The sequence below is a fragment of the Chitinophaga lutea genome, from assembly GCF_003813775.1.
Lineage (GTDB): Bacteria > Bacteroidota > Bacteroidia > Chitinophagales > Chitinophagaceae > Chitinophaga > Chitinophaga lutea.
Genome location: NZ_RPDH01000002.1, coordinates 613,036 through 631,567 on the forward strand (window position 1 = coordinate 613,036; position 18,532 = coordinate 631,567).

10 protein-coding genes are annotated in these 18,532 nt (G+C 52.0%); 4 read left to right on the forward strand and 6 right to left on the reverse strand.

Annotated elements, in window-relative coordinates; genetic code table 11:
- Nucleotides 1-394 precede the first annotated feature (394 nt).
- Nucleotides 395-1,696, forward strand: coding sequence for an oligosaccharide flippase family protein (locus tag EGT74_RS14790; protein WP_246008290.1), 1,302 nt, complete (start codon nt 395-397; stop codon nt 1,694-1,696).
- Between the two features lie 122 nt (nt 1,697-1,818).
- The gene (locus EGT74_RS14795) at nt 1,819-2,943 is read left to right on the forward strand and encodes a glycosyltransferase family 4 protein (protein ID WP_123847360.1); all 1,125 of its coding nucleotides are present in this window, start codon (nt 1,819-1,821) and stop codon (nt 2,941-2,943) included.
- Nucleotides 2,944-3,051: 108 nt separating this feature from the next.
- Here the strand turns inward: EGT74_RS14795 and EGT74_RS14800 are convergent, their stop codons facing one another.
- The 6 genes from EGT74_RS14800 to EGT74_RS14825 all read right to left on the reverse strand — a co-directional run bounded on the left by EGT74_RS14800 (nt 3,052) and on the right by EGT74_RS14825 (nt 9,403).
- The gene (locus EGT74_RS14800; protein ID WP_123847361.1) at nt 3,052-3,789 is read right to left on the reverse strand and encodes a class I SAM-dependent methyltransferase; all 738 of its coding nucleotides are present in this window, start codon (nt 3,787-3,789) and stop codon (nt 3,052-3,054) included.
- Nucleotides 3,790-3,830: 41 nt separating this feature from the next.
- The gene (gene asnB, locus EGT74_RS14805; protein WP_123847362.1) at nt 3,831-5,729 is read right to left on the reverse strand and encodes an asparagine synthase (glutamine-hydrolyzing); all 1,899 of its coding nucleotides are present in this window, start codon (nt 5,727-5,729) and stop codon (nt 3,831-3,833) included.
- The gene (locus EGT74_RS14810) at nt 5,729-6,640 is read right to left on the reverse strand and encodes a glycosyltransferase family 2 protein (RefSeq protein ID WP_123847363.1); all 912 of its coding nucleotides are present in this window, start codon (nt 6,638-6,640) and stop codon (nt 5,729-5,731) included. Before EGT74_RS14810 ends, asnB begins: the two co-directional genes overlap by 1 nt.
- Entirely contained in the window at nt 6,624-7,760 is a 1,137-nt protein-coding gene (locus EGT74_RS14815; RefSeq protein ID WP_158618164.1) for a glycosyltransferase, read from the reverse strand. The genes EGT74_RS14810 and EGT74_RS14815 overlap by 17 nt, the downstream gene beginning before the upstream one ends.
- 71 nt (nt 7,761-7,831) lie before the next feature.
- Complete coding sequence (locus EGT74_RS14820) at nt 7,832-8,959, reverse strand: sugar transferase (protein WP_246008220.1); 1,128 nt, start codon at nt 8,957-8,959, stop codon at nt 7,832-7,834.
- Nucleotides 8,960-9,010: 51 nt separating this feature from the next.
- Complete coding sequence (locus tag EGT74_RS14825; RefSeq protein WP_123847365.1) at nt 9,011-9,403, reverse strand: response regulator; 393 nt, start codon at nt 9,401-9,403, stop codon at nt 9,011-9,013.
- A 440-nt stretch (nt 9,404-9,843) separates the two neighbouring features.
- Between EGT74_RS14825 and EGT74_RS14830 the strand changes: the two genes are divergently transcribed.
- Together EGT74_RS14830 and EGT74_RS14835 are read left to right on the forward strand one after the other, a co-directional pair.
- A complete protein-coding gene (locus tag EGT74_RS14830) occupies nt 9,844-11,031 on the forward strand; it encodes a glycosyltransferase family 2 protein (protein WP_123847366.1) in 1,188 nt (395 codons plus the stop codon).
- A gap of 336 nt (nt 11,032-11,367) precedes the next feature.
- Nucleotides 11,368-18,270 (forward strand): fibronectin type III domain-containing protein, encoded by a 6,903-nt coding sequence (locus tag EGT74_RS14835; protein ID WP_123847367.1) that lies wholly within the window; start codon nt 11,368-11,370, stop codon nt 18,268-18,270.
- Nucleotides 18,271-18,532: the final 262 nt, after the last annotated feature.

Here is an 18,532-nt window from a genome sequence, read left to right on the forward strand (position 1 = left end):
AAAAACTATGGTTATAGAATACAGTTACTTTGCAGTAATCTCAAAAAAACACGACAACAACAATAAAAATCATCAAAATTCCGTCGAAAATAACTATTTCCACGAAATAAATAATAAAATTTTCTTATATACATTAAGTCTGATTATAAATTATTAAAAAATGCATATTATAAGCGATAGACTGCCATTTTTGTATAAGAAACTGACGTTATAACATTTAATATTCTAATAAAAAGAAACTACCTTTACCCGCATTTTGGCCGCAGGGTTTCGTTTATGCGGCTCCCCATTAATCGTATCCACTTGAAAGGCGTTCATTAGATCACAAACTTTATTGCAGTAAATGGCTTTCAAACTCCTTTCGGCCCTAAAAAACCAACATTTGTACTCATTGATGGGAAATGTTGTGTCGGCTTTTTTCAATCTTTTATCGTTCGCGATCCTTGTACGGATGTTAGCCCCCGGCGCTTTCGGAGAATGGGTATTATTTCTGGCCACCTATACGATGCTTGACCTGATGCGGACGGCATTGCTGCAATCCGGCCTCATCAAATTTTACGCAGGCGTACCGGAGTACCGCGGCCGCAAGGTGGTAGGCGCCGCCTGGTACATCGCCATCACGCTTACACTGGTTTACCTGCTGGCCTGCGGTATCCTCGGATTTTTGGCGCCGTCGTTCCTCAGCCCCGTGTGGCAGCAGTTCATGCGCTGGCTGGGCCCTATGCTCCTGTTTTCACTCCCCTTCAACTTTGCCTCTTGGCTGTTACAGGCATCGCATAAATTCGACAAAATATTGCAGCTGCGGGTAGTGCAGAATGGCTCATTTCTCATATTGCTGTGTGCGCTTTACCTGACAGACTATTTTACCCTGCCTAACGTGCTGTATGCTTATGCGCTGGCGCTGGCCATCACCAGCATTTACAGCCTGTTTTTCCGCTGGACGCAGGTACGCACGATCTTTTTTCGTACCCGGTCGAGAGTACGCGAACTGGTAGTGTACGGCCGGCTGATCGTGGGTAGTATGCTCACCAGCTCGGCGCTCAATTATTCAGACAGCTTTATTATCCGGACGATGCTCAATCCTGCCGCTGTGGCTATGTACAGTATTCCGCAGAAATTCATGGAAGTGATCGAGATTATTCTCCGGAGTTTTGTTGCCACAGCGCAGCCCGCAATTTCAGCAGCGGTAAACAGGAACGACTGGCCCGGCGTGGCAAGGGCCTTTTGCCGGTATACTGGCGTGGTGACCATCATCATCATCCCTTTCATTTTCATTGCGGTACTGCTCACCAAACCGTTTATTCTCATCCTTGCAGACAGTACTTACCTGCCGGCCACCGACGTGGTCCGCATTTTCCTGCTGTCCGCGATCCTGTATCCGATAGACCGTTTCCTGGGTGTAACGCTGGACATGATTAACAAACCGCACTTGAGTTTTTATAAAAGCGTGCTCAAACTGGCGATCAATGTCCTGGGCGATATCCTGTTCATCTGGTGGTTTATGGACATCAGGGCCGTGGCGGCCGTTTCGGTATTGCATCTTGTTGTCGGCGTGGCATTCGGCTATTTCTGCCTGCAGAAATATCTGCATTTCAGCTGGCGCGATATTATGCGGCTGGGTGTATGGGAATGCCGGAACATCTTCCGCAAGGTGTTGACCAAACTCGGATACGCCCAAAACTCCGGCACCCTGTAGCTGCACGGCCGCGCTTTGTTTAAAATCCCCGAAGGGGAATTTATGACCACGGATTCCCCGATGATTGCCAATAGTTGACTACCTTGCGATAGTTTTTTTTCATTCAAAATCCCTGAAACTACATGAGAATTGGTATTGAAGCGCAACGCCTGTTCAGAACTAAGAAACATGGAGTAGAAATTGTTGCCCTGGAACTGATTAAACATCTGCAGCAAACAGACAAAAAAAATGAGTATTTCATTTTTGTAAAGCAGGATGCTGATGATGCCTGTATCCGGGAAACGGAGAACTTCCGCATTATTAAGCTGCCCTCGGCCCCATATCCCATATGGGAGCAATGGTTGTTGCCCCGGGCCATAAAAAAATACAAGCTGGATGTACTGCACTGTACAGCCAATACCGCTCCGCTGTTTCCGGGGGTGCGCACGGTGATTACCCTCCACGACGTCATATTTCTGGAATCCGTGAGTTTCAAAGGCACTGCTTACCAGAACTTCGGCAACCTTTACCGGCGCGCGGTTGTGCCAAGGGCCGCCAGGGGCCGGGAGCTGGTGACCGTTTCAGGGTACGAACAGCATAACATCGCCAAGGCGCTGAACATCCCGGCTTCGGCAGTAAAAGTAGTGCATAACGGGGTGAGCGGCATGTTCGCCCCCCGCACGGATCCCCGGCAGCTGGCGCAGATCAGGGACAAGTACGCGCTTCCGGAAAAATTCGTGTTGTTCTTTGCCAATCCCGCGCCGAAGAAAAACACCCCGAATGTGCTGGCCGCATTTGCATGGTACTGCCGCAATCACCCGGATTCGTCCATCAAACTGGTCATTACCGATTCCAGCAAAACATATATACGCCAGCAGATCAGCGAACTGAAGGCGGAGGATATCCTGCCCCGTTTACAGATCATGGACTACATCGCCTACAATGATCTGCCGTTTGTATATTCACTGGCTACACTCTACCTCTACCCTTCCCTTCGCGAAAGCTTCGGGCTGCCACTGCTGGAAGCCCAGGCGTGTGGAACGCCGGTGATTACCTCCAATATTTCATGCATGCCTGAAATAGCCGGAGAAGCGGCCATCTTTGTGGATCCATACAACCCGGTTTCGATTGGTGAAGCGATTACGGAGGCATTGCATAACAAAGACGCGGTGGCCGGGCTCTACGAAAAAGGAATCAACAATGCCCGCCTGTATTCATGGGAAGCTGCCGCGCAAAAGATGTGTGACATCTACGAACAGGCCCAATAAAAAAAGGAACTGGTACGCGGCGATCGTCAACCGGTACCAGTTTCCTGTCTGATTTTACTCAGAAAAAAATTACGCTATTTTAAGGCAGCTGTTTACAAAGAAACATTTCTATTTCTTTTTCAGCACGCGTGACTTGATAATGCTTTTACATAAGTGGCCAAATGCACTGGTGGCTTCCCATAACTCCGCTCCCAGGGAACGGCGGGGAAAATGCCGCAACACCATTTCTTCCGTCCAGGGCTCTTCGAAGTACTGGCGTATCTGCTGATCTTCCGGATCGATGACAAAATCAAAACCTCCCTCCCATTCTATGCGCACGGTATGCAAATCCGGGTGCGTGTACTCCAGTATCCTGTACCCGATGGAGCTTTTAGGCAGCTGGGTAAGGAACAGTTCTCCGAAGTCGAAATGCGGCTGACTGAAGTGCAGCTTCGCTTTTTCAACGAGTACCAGCTTGTTGTCTACTTCCAGCAGTACCCATTTGTGTGAGGCTTTCGGGAAGAGGAACTCACCGATCAATGAAGGGGTTTCTATATAACCGCGTTTTGCCACACGGAACTGTTCACGTAAGAAGGCCGCGGGGTCCGGCACATGTTCCAGCACCTGGTTGCAGATCACATAGTCGAACTCATGGTCCCTGAAAGGCAGCCGCTCACCGTCAGCCACCATAAACTGCTGGTTTTTACGCACGAGAATGTCGCCGCTCCGATGATAATTGTTATCGTCATATTTATCAACCACCACATTGGATCTGGGGTGCGGATTGTGCCCTCCGCCTACCTCGAGTACTTTATCGCCCGGCTTTACTTTGATATCGAAACGCGATCGCGGATTCCTGATTTTCATATTGCCCGATCTTAAATTTATCATTTGATTTTTGAGGTTATCTATTTTTTCATCCACCGTTCGTACCAGAGCTGGAACACGAGCAGGTTCCACAGCTTCTGATGGCTTACTTTGCCACCTTGCTGGTAACGTTGCAGCAGTGCCTGCACGTTTGCGCCGTTGATCAGCCCGGTGCTGTTGAGGTTGTCTGCCGACAGGTAATGATCCATCTGCGATTTCAGTTCATCCTTGAACCATTCCGTCAGTGGCGCAATGAACGGTTTTTTGGGACGCTCCATGATGGATCGCGGCACATATTTGTGAACGATCGTTTTAAGGAGATATTTGTTGATGTTGTTTTTTGTTTTCAGTGCGTCCGGCACTTTGGCGAGGTATTCCACCAAACGGTGGTCCAGCATGGGCTCACGGCCTTCGATGCTCACGCTCATGGTGGCGCGGTCCATCTTCACCAGGTTGTTATCGACCAGGAAGGTCATATAATCCACCGCCAGCAGGCGATTCAGCTTTCCATTCACTGCGGTGAGATTGCCATTGAGGTCGAAGTTGGTTTTATACCGTTCTACCGGCACACCCATGTAATGGTCTGCCTCACTTTCCGTTACGTACTGGCTGATATATTTCATGGCCATCTCGGGTTTGCCGGAATGCCAGATCAGTTTCATTTTTTCGAAGCGGGTAGCAAAGTTGTACTTTTTGTTGAAGTACGGGATATGTTCCGGGTTGACGAGGCCCATCGCTGCGCTGGCCATCACCTGTACGGCGCGTGGCATGCGGCTTGTGTAGCCGATCGACTGGTTGAATTTGTTGTAACCGGCAAAGATTTCGTCTCCTCCATCGCCACCCAGGGCCACTTTCACTTCCTTGCTTGCCAGTAAACTCACGAGCGTGGTGGGCACGGTGGAATTGTCGGCAAAGGGCTCATCGTAAATCTCCGGCAGTTTATGCAGTACAGACAGTGCGTCTGCCGGGCCTACGATCCACTCATGGTGGTCTGTTCCCAGGTGCATGGCAATTTTTTTCGCCTCTGCGGATTCGTCGAACTGCTGTTCTTTATAACCGATGGTAAAGGTTTTGATACGCGATGCAGTGCCGGCCTGCAGAATGGCGGCCACACTTGTGCTGTCGTATCCACCGCTGAGGAACACACCCACCGGCACGTCTGATACCATGCGGTACTTGTAAGCGCTTTGCAGCAAGGCTTCCGTTTTCCGGAGCACTTCTTCCTCGTTGTCTTTCACCAGGGGCTGGCTGTACGCGTTCAGTACGCTCCAGTAACATTCAAGGGAGGGGTTGCCGTGCTTCAGTGAAACACGCAAAAGATGCCCGGGTTTTAATTTCCAGGTGTCCTTGAAGATGGAATACGGAGCCGGGATATAGCTGTATTGAAGGAACAGCGAAAGGCTGTTGACATCTATCTCTTTGCGGAAACGCGGATGCTGGTGAAAGCTTTTCAGTTCGGAAGCAAAAAGGAGCGTATTGTTCTGCCAGTAATAATATAAAGGTTTCACACCCGCACGGTCGCGCACCAGCACCAGTTCTTCGCGCGCCTGGTCGAGGATGGCGAAGGCGAACATGCCGATGCATTTGTCCACCACTTTCTCCTGCCAGAGGTCGTAACCTTTCAGCAGCACTTCGGTATCGGAGCCGGAAGAAAAGGTATAGCCATGCTGTTCCAGTTCTTTCCGGATTTCTTTATAGTTGTATACTTCTCCATTGAAAATAATGGTGAGTGCGCCAAACTCCATGGGCTGATGCCCCGAGCTGGAGAGGTCCAGGATGGACAGGCGCCGGTGGCCCAGCCCGATGGTGCACGACGGATGCTCTACCGTCTTGTACCCGGCATCATTAGGCCCCCTGTGCTGCAGCACGTCAGTCATACCCCGCAGAATTTCTTCCCCGGAGCGTCGGCTGAAATCAATAAAACCGGCAATACCACACATTAGACAACTTTTTTGATGTTTTTAATATTCCAGAACAATCCGTTCCAGAATGCTTTCAGATGCGCATGTTCCCGCTTCAGCAGGAACGTGAGCGTGTTTTTCGGGATGGTGAACAGGGCCAGGTAACACATAAACACTGCGCGGTGAAGCAGCTTCACATTCCGGCGCATAAAGAGGATGCGGTTACGTGTGATGTAATATGTCTTGAGCGGGCTGTTCTTCCCGGTAGTCATCGACTCTTTATGGTAAATCAGTGATTTGTACTGATAGTAAACCTTGTATCCTTTCCGTTTGATCTGTTCGCACCAGTCGAACTCTTCGTAGTAGAGGAAAAAAATTTCCGGCATCAGGCCCACCTCCTGCAATACCCGGGCGGGAATCATCATGCCGCCGCCGTGCGCGTAATTGGTTTCGGTAACCTTGTCGTACTGTCCGTTGTCCGGTTCCTTGCAGCCCACCATGCCGTTGCGCCCCGTAAAGATGTCGACCGCCTGGTAACCGGCGTATTCGATGGTGCCTTTGTGGAAGTAGTAGTGGAATTTAGGGCTCGCGATGCCGGCATCCGGATATTGTGCAAACAGTTCCAGCAGGCCTTCGATGAGGCCGTCTGTAAATTCCGTATCGTTGTTGACGAGAAACAGGTATTCCCCGAGGGCTGCGCGCAGGCCCAGGTTATTGCCGCCAGAGAAGCCGAGGTTTTTTTCGCTCCTGATCACCTTTACGGCCGGGTCCACCGCTTTCAATGCGGTGGTGGGGTCTTCAGCCGAAGCATTGTCCACCACGATCACTTCCACATTCCTGTAGGTATTGCGCGTAATAGACCGCAGCAGATCGCACGTCACCGCGGCATTGTTGTAGTTGACGGTGATGATGGAAACAAGCGGGCCGTATGACTCAGTTTGCGTTGCCATCTAACAGGGGATTGTCGATACCGGTTTTGGTATGTTTAGTGTGAATGAATGTTTTGTTTGCGCCTTTCAGCCTGAACATCAGCGCCACCATAATACCCAGCACACGGGGCAGCGCCATCATGGCCGTAAAGAAATACGTGGTGTAAAACTTCTTGGGCAGCGGCAGCAGCAGGCTGATGATAAACATCGCCATGATTATAAGCCAGGCAGCGGCCGGTATACCAAGATACGGGGAAAAGAGCAGATATACCAGTGTAAAAAACCCGACTGCCACCAGCAGCAGCATACGCGGCATCAGCATGTTCTGTATTACGGCCAGGTTGAAATAATCGATCTGACCGCGGAAAAGTGCTTTCATACCCGGGGCAAAGAATTTCCGGAGGTAAACGATCTGGGCTGATATCCAGCGGCGGCGCTGATTGCGGAACGCATTCGGGTTTTCGACCTTCTCATCGAACACCAGCGCGTTTTCGAGGTAGTGTATCTTTTTACCGTGGGCTACCACTAACAGCTGTAATACTTTATCGAACCCGCCGATAGCCTGTATGTCTTTCAGTACCGATTTTACGAATGCGAAAGGAAACACCATACCGGAGCCGATCACGGGAGCGGACAGGCCAACCGCGTTGGCGCCTTTACGGTGAATATGATTGGCAACGATTTCGTTGGCCGCATCGAGGATAGCAAACGGTGTATCCATGTTTTTGGCCACGCGTTGCGCCTGGAGCACTTCTTTGCCTTCCAGCCAGGCCTGATTCACTTTGAGGAGAAAATCTTTTTCCAGCACATTATCCGCGTCACAGATCAGCGCCAGGTCGTAGCGGTCTTCCAGCTGTTCAAAAGCTGTATTGAGCGATTTGGCTTTGGTGCTCACATCGAAAGAAACCGGGATCACACGTACGCCGGGGCCACGGAGGGCCTCCAGTGTTTCCGGTCGCAGGGAGTCCGCAATCACCACGGTGTCGTAATACGCTTTCGGGTAATTGAGGTGACTGTAGCTTTCGGCTGCTGAGAGAATAACTTCGTCTTCCTTATACGCAGGCACCAGAATGGCTATGCGCTGATAAGACGGGGGGGGCTGCACAATGTTTTTTTTCCTGCGGGCCAGTTTTCCGGCCACGGAGAAGAAAAAGTTAAAAAAGACGCATCCGGCTAAGTAGGTAAAAATTATTATCTCAATAATCAGTAACATTATACATTATCTTTTTGAATAAGGGCAAACGGCGTGTTCACCATCAGCCACATATCATACGCGAAGGTGTTTTTGTTCGCATAGTTGATATCGAGCTGAATCCGTTCTTCCACAGACATCTCTGCTTTGCCGCGTTTGCTGATCTGCCAGAGGCCGGTGATGCCGGCCGGGGCCAGAAAGCGCTCCACCCATTCGTCTGTAGTGAGGGTGGTGGCTTCATACAAAGGTAACGGACGGTTACCAACGAGCGACATATCTCCTTTCAGCACGTTGAAAAGCTGGGGCAGCTCATCGAGACTGCTGTTGCGGAGGAAATTGCCGAGTTTGGTGATCCTGGGGTCGTTAGACACCTTATAGAAAACAGGGCCTTTTCCGTCTGTAGCATACTGGTTCAGGTGCTGCAGCTGCTGGAGTTTTTTGTCCGCATCGGGCACCATGGTCCTGAATTTGTAGAATTTGAACACTTTATAGTTCCTGCCGGCTCTTTTAGCTGCGTAAAAGATGGGGCCTTTGGATTCCATGCGGATGGCCGCGGCAATCACCAGCATTATAGGCGCAGCGCAAATGAGGCCGAAGCTCGCGGCGGTGATATCCAGGGAACGTTTCAGGAAGTTGCTTACGCCTTTCCCTTTGTAATGAGCCCTGGGCATCGCCATTTTTTCACCCTGCACACTTTGCATGCGTTTGATCTTGCTGATGAACTCCACCTTGGCCTTCAACTGTTGTTCAGTGCAGGCAGGTGTTACCACTTCGTCGATAAAACCGCACTGTTTCGTAAATACCTTCACCTCGTCGGTAATCTCCCCGGCGAGCAGGAAGAAGGGTATGGTGCGGAGGGCCTGGTAGCTTTTAAAATAAGCTGCCCAGCTTTCACTGTCGCGGCGGCTTACCGTACTGTAATCCAGGAAAATGGCAGCAGGAGCTTTCCTTTCCATCGACAGCAGGTCGGAAATCAGTGCCTGTCCGTCTTTTGCCGTGTGGCCTTCCATCACGCGGTGGAAAAAAGCCGAGAAGGCAACCTCGGGGAAAGCCTTACCGATAAACAGTGCAATCCTTTCTGCCCGGACGGTTGCCTGGTGCAGTGGAAGTGTAGGGGCCAATGATGTAATAGGTGCAGTCGTTTCCATATGTTATAGATTAGTACAAAACCTTTGGGGTCGGTGCCAGGAACATCGTTCTCACGGCGTCGCATATTCTTTTTTCCTGTTGAACACCGTTTCTACTTTACCCAGCAGTTGTACGGGATCAAAGGGTTTCTCCATTACTTCCACTACATTGCTGTAACGGGCGGTAATAGCCGCGGTGTCGGAACCAATACTACCACTCAGCACCACCACGGGGATATCTTTATACAGCTCGCTGTCAGAAAGGTAATCGAGCAATTCCCATCCGTTCACATTGGGCATGGCCAGATCTGTAATGATCGCGTCCGGCGTATTTCCCTTCATCAGCCACATGATTGCTCCTAATCCATCCTGTGCGGAAATAGTGCTGTATTTTTTGTCTAACATTGCTTCCAGTAAGAACCTTATTGGCAAGCTATCATCAATGAGCAATATCTTTTTTTTCATTACCTTATCTTTTTCCTGGTTTTGTTAAAATCCATGCTGCATAACAAAACGTTATGCCGATGGGTGTTCAAGGCTTTAAATGGATAAGGTTGAAATACTAAAAAAACTTTTCAGTTCTTCAGGAGGAGATGGTAATTGAGGTCGGGTTAAAATTCGTGAGCTAAGATACAATTTAAATTAATATGCAGGATTCGAACCTGTTTTTTTTAAACTGTGCGACATTCTCGCGATATTCTCTTAACTGGAGTCAAAAATAGGGACATATTTTTACCGGAAGATATTTTTTTGGTGAAATGTAACTTTCGGCCTGTGAACGCCAAAAAATTTCATGTAAGTGGTAGACGCGGGGAATATTCCCGCATAAATTTCGGAAGAATAGCTAATTTTACGCCCGTTCAAAAACCCCGTATTCATTTTATAAAGCTTTATCAGTCATATCTATGTACTTCTGGTCCCTGCTTTTATTCATCAGTCTGTTTATCGTCTGCTATACATACGCGGGATACGGCGTTCTATTATATATACTGGTAAAGCTGAAGGAACTGCTGTTTGGCAAACGCCCCGCTCCTGCGGGGGAACCGCCGGTTACCCTGCTGATAGCCGCGTATAATGAGGCCGATTTTATCGCCGCCAAGGTGGCTAATACGCTGGCGCTGGATTACCCGGAAGAAAAGCTGGAGATCATTTTTGTGACCGATGGCAGCACGGACGCCACGCCCGCGATACTGGCGCAGCATTCCCGTATCCGCCTGCTTCATGATGCGCAGCGCAGCGGAAAATCAGCTGCTATTAACCGGGCGATGGCTTATGTGAGCCATCCCGTTACCGTTTTCTGCGACGCCAATACCCTGCTGAACCCGGGCGCCATCCGGAAACTGGCCGCACACTTCAGCGACGCGCAGGTGGGTGCGGTAGCGGGCGAAAAGAAAGTTATGGCTACGGCAGATAGCGGCGCCGAGGGCGCGGGCGAAGGGCTGTACTGGAAATACGAGTCCAAGCTGAAACAGTGGGACGCCAGCCTGTACAGTGTAATGGGGGCGGCCGGGGAATTGTTTGCCGTGCGTACGGAACTGTACGAGCCCATTCCCTCCCATTGCATCCTCGATGATTTTATAATATCCTTCCGCATCAATATGCGCGGTTATACGGTTATGTACGAACCGGGGGCCTTTGCCACCGAAACCGCCTCTGCTTCACTGGCAGATGAATACAAACGCAAAGTGCGCATCAGTGCCGGCGGCTTCCAGTCCATCGGCATGCTGCTGCCCCTGCTGAATCCATTCCGGTTCCCGAAGATCACCTTCCAGTACATTTCCCACCGCGTACTGCGGTGGACGCTGGCCCCACTTTGCCTGTTACTTGCGCTTCTTGCCAACATTGTCCTGGTGGTGCAAGGCGCCGGCACATTTTTCACCGGTCTGCTGGCGGCTCAGCTGCTTTTTTATGGCGCTGCGTTTTCGGGCTACCTGCTGGCGCGTAAAAACGTTAAGGTAAAATACCTGTATGTGCCGTTCTATTTCGTGTTTATGAACTGGGCGGTATTCCATGGCTTTTTCCGCTTCCTGGGCAAGAAACAGTCTGCCGTTTGGGAACGTTCACAAAGACGTCTTTCCACCCCGGGGGTGTAATTGTTAACGCTTCACATACGCAACATGCACACACCCGGTTAAAAGCCACCATTTACCCGCTAAAAACGGTCATTCACCAAATATTTGTAAATAATCCGGCCTAATGCGCTAAATTAGCAGCCTGAAATAGTCAATTTTTTTAACCCCGTATCCTCCGAAAAGACCACAAAAGTCAATGTGGATTAACCTCCAGCTGATTTTAATAGTTTTTACCATCTCCTCGTGATCAATCTCCCGGCAGCATGTGACAAGTGCGCTATGGCGTTGCTATAGCTGTGTTCTCTTTACCATGGACATTTTCAACCGATTGACACATACACTCAAATACACATCTCTATGAAGAGAATTTTACACTTACTGTTCATACAGGTAATCCTGTTATTCTCCGTACAGGCAGTGGCACAGCTTAATCCCGCTGACCCCGTCGTTACGTACAATTCCGGCAATCCCCCTCCTACCCCAGACTTCAACAAAATCACCAAATGGGTTCGGACCGTGCGGATGGGCTGGAACACCGATCTCTACAAAGCATATATTTTCCGTAACATGGCTTTCCGCCTGAAGTTCCCTAAAACTTATCAGCATGGCGTAAGCGACGGCAAGAAATATCCAGTACTGGTGTTTTTCCACGGTGTGGGTGAGGCCGGCACTATTTACGATAACGAATTCCAACTGCTTCATGGCGGCGAACTGATGAAAAATGCAGTGGAAAACGGTACCTACGATGGTTTCCTGCTCTACGCCCAAAGCCAGGACGGTACCTGGGGCAATCCGTTGTTTGACAATATCAAAGTACTGCTGGATTCCATGGCATTAAGTGTGAAGGCCGACCTGAACAGAGTGTGTGTCAATGGACTTTCGCACGGCGGCCTCGGTACCTGGGACTGGACGTTCCGCTACCCCTGGATGACTGCCGGCTCACTGCCCATGTGTGCGGCATCCACCATCTACACCGGCCAGTCTTATGTAGACAAAGTAAAATTCATGCCCGTCTGGATGTTCCAGGGCGGTCTCGATAATAACCCGGCCCCTTATACGGCCGGTCTGGTACGCGATGCCATCCGTAACGCAGGCGGCACGTTGACCTACTCCTTTTACCCCAACGAAGCGCATAGTGTATGGTACAGCGCCTGGGCCGAACCGGACTTTTTCAGTTATCTGAAACGCGCCAACCGTTTGCTGCCGCAGGCCCTCTTCCAAAAAACAGCGCTCTGTCCAGGAGAATCCACCACCATTGGTATTTCTCCAGGATTTTTGGCGTACCAGTGGCGTAAAGACGGCGTGGACATTGCCGGTACCGGCAACTCCATCGTTGTGAACAGCACCGGTTCCTACAGTGTGCGCGCCCAAACGGCGGAAGGATGGACGGAATGGTCGCCCACCCCGTTGGTGATTACTGCCAGCCCCTCCACCACACCGCCCATTATCTCTCCTGCCGTATTGGCCACTAATGTATTCCCGGCTCCCAATGGTGCTACGAATGTGGCCCTGCAGGTACCCGCAGGTATGGAAACATACGAGTGGATCAAAACCGGCACTACCACCGTACTGAGCACCACTAACACGCTCACTGCTTCCGCGGTTGGCGGTTATGTTGTACGTGCGAAGGCTGCCAATCTTTGTGTAAGTGCATATTCTGATACTTTCAGGATCGTAAACGCCAACGGCGCAAACGGACCTGACCCCATCAGCGGCCTGATCGTGTCTGCCTTTACCAAAACCTCGCTCACCCTGAACTGGGCGCAGAACGTTTCTGCTCCGTTCAACGAAAAATATTTCGAGATCTACCGCTCCGCCACAGCAGGCGGCCCGTACACGCTCGTAGCTAAAAATGCGGCGGATGTGCTGACCTATACGGATAACAACCTGACGCCCGGCACCAATTACTTCTACATCGTACGCCCCGTGAACGATAACGCGGCAGCGGCGGTTTCCGTGGAAGTAAAAGGCACCACCACCGGCGATGCCACTCCGCCCACCATCCCCACCAGCCTCACGCTCCTGAGCACCGGTAATACTTTTGTATACCTGCAATGGAACGCTGCTACAGACGATGCCGGCATCACCGGGTATGAAATTTATGCAAACGGCGTACTCCAAACCACCGTTAGCGGCACCACTACTAAAACACAACTGACCGGCCTCAACGAAGGCACATTCTATAATATTTACGTGAAAGCGAAAGACGCCTCCGGCAAACTGTCCGGCGCCAGCAACCAGGTAACCACCAAAACGCTGAAAGCGAACCTCACTTACAAATATTACCAGGGTACCTGGAGCACACTGCCGAATTTTGCCAACCTCACCGCGAACAAAACCGGCAAAACCGTTATTCCGGACCTGACGCCGGTGCCCAGCAACCGGACCACCAACTTCGGTTTCCTGTGGACCGGGTACATCCACATCCCGGTGGATGGTAACTATACCTTCGCCACCGGATCGGACGACGGCAGCAAGCTGTACTTCAATAGAACCTACAGCCATACCGCCACCGCAACCGTGAACAACGACGGGCTACATGGAGAATCGATCGTATCAGGCACCGTCAACAATCTGACAGCTGGTGTATACCCGATCGCCATCACCTTCTTCCAGCAAGGCGGAGGTTCGGCGATGAAAGTATACTGGACCAATACGACGCTGGGTGTAACGCAACAGCTGATACCTGGCGGCTATTTCATGGACACCGTTTCTACCAGTGGCGGCACCGCCGCACCGGCAGCGCCTTCTGCCCTGACTGCCACCGCTAATGGCTGGAGCAAGATCAACCTCGCCTGGACCGACAACAGCAGTAACGAAACCGGTTTTGAAGTATATAGAAGTGCCACCAGCGGCGGTACCTACCAGATTGTCGGCACCGTTGCGGCCAATATCAAGGTGTATACGGATACGGCCCTGAACCAGACCACTGCATATTACTACCGCGTAAGAGCGATCGGCACTTATGGCGAATCCGCCATGAGCGGTACCGCCACTGCCACCACAGGAGCTAAACCGCTCCCGCCGGCAGCACCCACTGCTTTCCTCGCCACTGCACTTTCGACAACCGTCGTAAAACTGCAGTGGACGGATGCTTCCAACAACGAAAGCAACTTTGAAATATACCGTTCACTGAACGATCAGAACAACTACTCGCTGCTGAAAACAACGGCCGCTAATGTTGTGACCGTGAATGATTCTACCCTGGCCGCCAATACCATTGCATGGTACAGGGTACGGTCCATCGGTGAGGGCGGTGCGTCTGCGTACGCCACTGCGGACTCAGCGAAGACACTGAGCAACCCGCCGGTGATCAGCAACATTCCCAGCCAGAGCATCCGCTACGGCACAACCACTAACATTGCTATACAGGCGAGCGATCCGGACAGCGATCCGATCACTTACAGCCTGTTAAACGCACCTGCATTCATTACGGTAGTGGCCGACCCGGGCAATGTGCACCTGGCAGCCGCTCCCCTGGCCGCAGACATGGGCGTATATAACAACATCGGCGTAATTGCGAAAGACAGCCATAACGCGTCCGACACCACTTATTTCAACCTGACGGTGAACGACAACTTTGCACCTGTCATTACCGCTATTGGCGCCGTAACCGCCAACGAGGGTAAAGACACCACCATTGCGGTGACTGCCACAGATGCGAATGCTGCCGATCATTTCACCTGGTCCGTACTGCAGAAACCGGCCTTTGTTACCGTTACAGGATCCGGCGATACTTTGCGGCTGCTGGTGAGCGCGGGTTATGCAGATGCAGGCACTTACACGGTAGAAGTGAAAGTGACCGACAGCCAGGGCGCTATCGACACCAAATCATTCACCCTCACGGTGAACGATAAGCCTACCCCGAACTACAATCTGTTCATCAATATCAAAGGCAACAATACCGCTCCCGCACCGTGGAACAACGTGACCGGCCTGACGACTGTCAACCTTGTGAACGACAGGGGTGAAACCACCACTGCGGGCCTCACCTTCGATACCTACTGGTGGGCAACCCACAACCAGGGTGCTGTGACCGGCAATAACTCCGGTGTGTATCCTGACGTAGTACTGGGCGAATACCTGTACTTCGGCTCACTGCCCGGCGTATTCAGTTCTCCCAGCTCCATCAACGGCAAACTCACCGGTCTTGAAACCAACCGTGCCTACACGGTGAAATTCATGGCAGGCAGCCAGTGGGGAGCACCGCAGCCGGACAATGGTACCACCAACTTCACCATCAATGGTATCACCAAACCGCTGTACACCCATAACAACACCAGCAACCTGGCCATATTCGCCAACCTGACACCGAACGCTGCCGGTGAGATCGCCTTCAACCTGGCTGTACCGGCCGGCGGACAGGTAGGTTTCCTCAGCGCGATTGAAGTGAATGCCGGTGGTGCGGGCGAACCGCCTGTTAACCAGGCGCCCGTCATGACCGCCATCACAAACAAGAGCGTGCAGGAAGGAGCGATTTCAAATGTGACCGTTTCCGCTGTTGATCCGGAAGGAGACAACATCACTTATAGCGTGGTGGATGCACCGGCCTTTGTGACCATTACCGGCACACAACTCCGCTTTGCTCCGCTGGCTGGCAACGCCGGCAGCTATAACAACATCGGCGTAATAGCGAAAGACTCGCATAACAACGCCGACACCACCCGCTTCAACCTGACCGTAACACCGGCAGGCGCAGCTACCGGCTACAAGATCTTTATCAATATCAAGGGCAATAATACCGCTCCGACGCCGTGGAACAACGTAACCGGCCTGACGACCGGCAGCCTCGTCAACGACAACGGTGAAACCACCACCGCGGGCCTCACCTTCGATACCTACTGGTGGGCAACCCACAACCAGGGTGCTGTGACCGGCAATAACTCCGGTGTGTATCCTGACGTAGTACTGGGCGAATACCTGTACTTCGGCTCACTGCCCGGCGTATTCAGTTCTCCCAGCTCCATCAACGGCAAACTCACCGGTCTTGAAACCAACCGTGCCTACACGGTGAAATTCATGGCAGGCAGCCAGTGGGGAGCACCGCAGCCGGACAATGGTACCACCAACTTCACCATCAATGGTATCACCAAACCGCTGTACACCCATAACAACACCAGCAACCTGGCCATATTCGCCAACCTGACACCGAACGCTGCCGGTGAGATCGCCTTCAACCTGGCTGTACCGGCCGGCGGACAGGTAGGTTTCCTCAGCGCGATTGAAGTGAATGCCGGTGGTGCGGGCGAACCGCCTGTTAACCAGGCGCCCGTCATGACCGCCATCACAAACAAGAGCGTGCAGGAAGGAGCGATTTCAAATGTGACCGTTTCCGCTGTTGATCCGGAAGGAGACAACATCACTTATAGCGTGGTGGATGCACCGGCCTTTGTGACCATTACCGGCACACAACTCCGCTTTGCTCCGCTGGCTGGCAACGCCGGCAGCTATAACAACATCGGCGTAATAGCGAAAGACTCGCATAACAACGCCGACACCACCCGCTTCAACCTGACCGTAACACCGGCAGGTGCGGCTACCGGCTACAAGATCTTTATCAATATCAAAGGCAGCAATACCGCTCCCGCACCGTGGAACAACGTGACCGGCCTGACTACTGGCAGCCTCGTGAACGACAACGGTGAAACCACCACGGCTGGCCTCACTTTCGATACCTGGTGGTGGGCAACCCACAACCAGGGCGCTGTGACCGGCAACAACTCCGGTGTGTATCCCGATGCGGTACTGGCTGAATATCTGTACTTCGGCTCACTGCCCGGCGTATTCAGTTCTCCCAGCTCCATCAACGGCAAAATCACCGGCCTCGAAACCAACCGTGCCTACACGGTGAAATTCATGGCAGGCAGCCAGTGGGGAGCACCGCAGCCGGACAATGGTACCACCAACTTCACCATCGGTGGCGTGACCAAACCGCTGTACACCCATAACAATACCAGCAACCTGGCCGTATTCGCCAACCTGACGCCGAACGCTGCCGGAGAGATCGCCTTCAACCTGGCTGTACCAGCCGGCGGACAGGTAGGTTTCCTCAGTGCGATCGAAATCAACGCAGGCGCCGAGGGCGGTGTGCCGCCGGTGAACCATGCACCGGAACTGGCAGCAGTTGCCAACCAGAGCGTTGCCGTAGGCAGCACGACGAATGTGAACCTCTCGGCTACGGATGCCGACGGTGATGTGCTCAGCTACAGCCTGGTGAATGCGCCGGCCTTCGTGACCATTGTTGGCACACAACTCCGGTTTACCCCCCCTGTTGGCAGCGCAGGTACCTACAATAACATCGGCGCGATCGTGACCGACCCGCAGAACGCGGCAGATACCGTTCGTTTCAACCTTGAAGTGACACCTCCCGGCGCTAACCCGGGCTACAAGTTCCTGATCAACATCAAGTCCGTAACCTCTGCTCCGGCGCCGTGGAATAACGCCACCAGCCAGACCACCAACAACCTGGTAAATGACAGAGGTGAAACCACTTCAGCACGGCTCGTGTTCGACACCTGGTGGTGGGCAACATATACCGAAGGCGCTGTTACCGGTAACAACTCCGGTGTATACCCGGATGCAGTGATGAGCGAGTTCCTGTACTTCGGCAACCTGCCAGGCGTATTCAACGGGCCTAGCACCATCAACGCCAAACTGGCCGGTCTCGACCCCACCCGCACCTACTCGCTGAAATTCTTCGGCAGCAGCAAATGGTGGGCTCCGCAACCGGACAATGGGTCCACCGAATACACGGTAGGCACTGTGACCAAGACGCTGTACGTGCACAACAACACGGCCAATGTCGTGAGCTTCGAAAACCTCACCCCGAACGCAGCCGGTGAGATCGTCTTCACCCTGTCAGTGCCTTCCGGCGGACAGGTAGGCTATCTCAATGCTATCGAGGTGGACGTTGCCGCACAAGGCGGCGGCGGTGGTGGCCAGCTGGCATTTGCCCGCGATGCCGACAAGAACAATAACGCTACGGCCCAGGCGACAGAACTGACCCTGGCGGCCTACCCGAACCCTGTTCAGGATGAACTGTCTGTGGACGTAGAGCTCCGGAAAGAAGCCCATGTGCAGTTCGAGTTCTTCGATATCACCGGCCGCATCAGCCACAGGGAGGCAAGAAGCAATGTGCCTGCAGGCAAATCCACCTTCAGACTGCACACAGCCAATTACCTCCATGTCAAAGGTTTCTACCTGCTGAAAGTATCCGCATCAACGGGTGAATCCAAAGTGATCAAACTACTTAAAAGATAAAGAATCAACACTTTAAGTAAAAAACAAAGGCCTGGTAAATACCAGGCCTTTGTTTTTTACTTCATCCCCCTAAACTGTGCGTTCCCTAACTATTTCTGACACTTCGCGCAATAAATTTCAAACAATTTATTTTCTGTTCTAATTTCGTTGCTAGAACCGGATATACCAGGACGCAGCTATGCCTGCCAGTCAGCGGCATATGCATAACCCAGGATTTGTTATCATCTCCCCCTTGGTATTTCCCATTTGAAATCGGACATTT

Excerpts from the sequence above, each read along its gene's own strand:
- EGT74_RS14790 (WP_246008290.1), top strand. The coding sequence starts at position 395 with ATGGGAAATGTTGTGTCGGCTTTTTTCAATCTTTTATCGTTCGCGATC.
- EGT74_RS14795 (WP_123847360.1), top strand. The coding sequence starts at position 1,819 with ATGAGAATTGGTATTGAAGCGCAACGCCTGTTCAGAACTAAGAAACAT.
- EGT74_RS14800 (WP_123847361.1), bottom strand. The coding sequence starts at position 3,789 with ATGAAAATCAGGAATCCGCGATCGCGTTTCGATATCAAAGTAAAGCCG.
- asnB (WP_123847362.1), bottom strand. The coding sequence starts at position 5,729 with ATGTGTGGTATTGCCGGTTTTATTGATTTCAGCCGACGCTCCGGGGAA.
- EGT74_RS14810 (WP_123847363.1), bottom strand. The coding sequence starts at position 6,640 with ATGGCAACGCAAACTGAGTCATACGGCCCGCTTGTTTCCATCATCACC.
- EGT74_RS14820 (WP_246008220.1), bottom strand. The coding sequence starts at position 8,959 with ATGGAAACGACTGCACCTATTACATCATTGGCCCCTACACTTCCACTG.
- EGT74_RS14825 (WP_123847365.1), bottom strand. The coding sequence starts at position 9,403 with ATGAAAAAAAAGATATTGCTCATTGATGATAGCTTGCCAATAAGGTTC.
- EGT74_RS14830 (WP_123847366.1), top strand. The coding sequence starts at position 9,844 with ATGTACTTCTGGTCCCTGCTTTTATTCATCAGTCTGTTTATCGTCTGC.
- EGT74_RS14835 (WP_123847367.1), top strand. The coding sequence starts at position 11,368 with ATGAAGAGAATTTTACACTTACTGTTCATACAGGTAATCCTGTTATTC.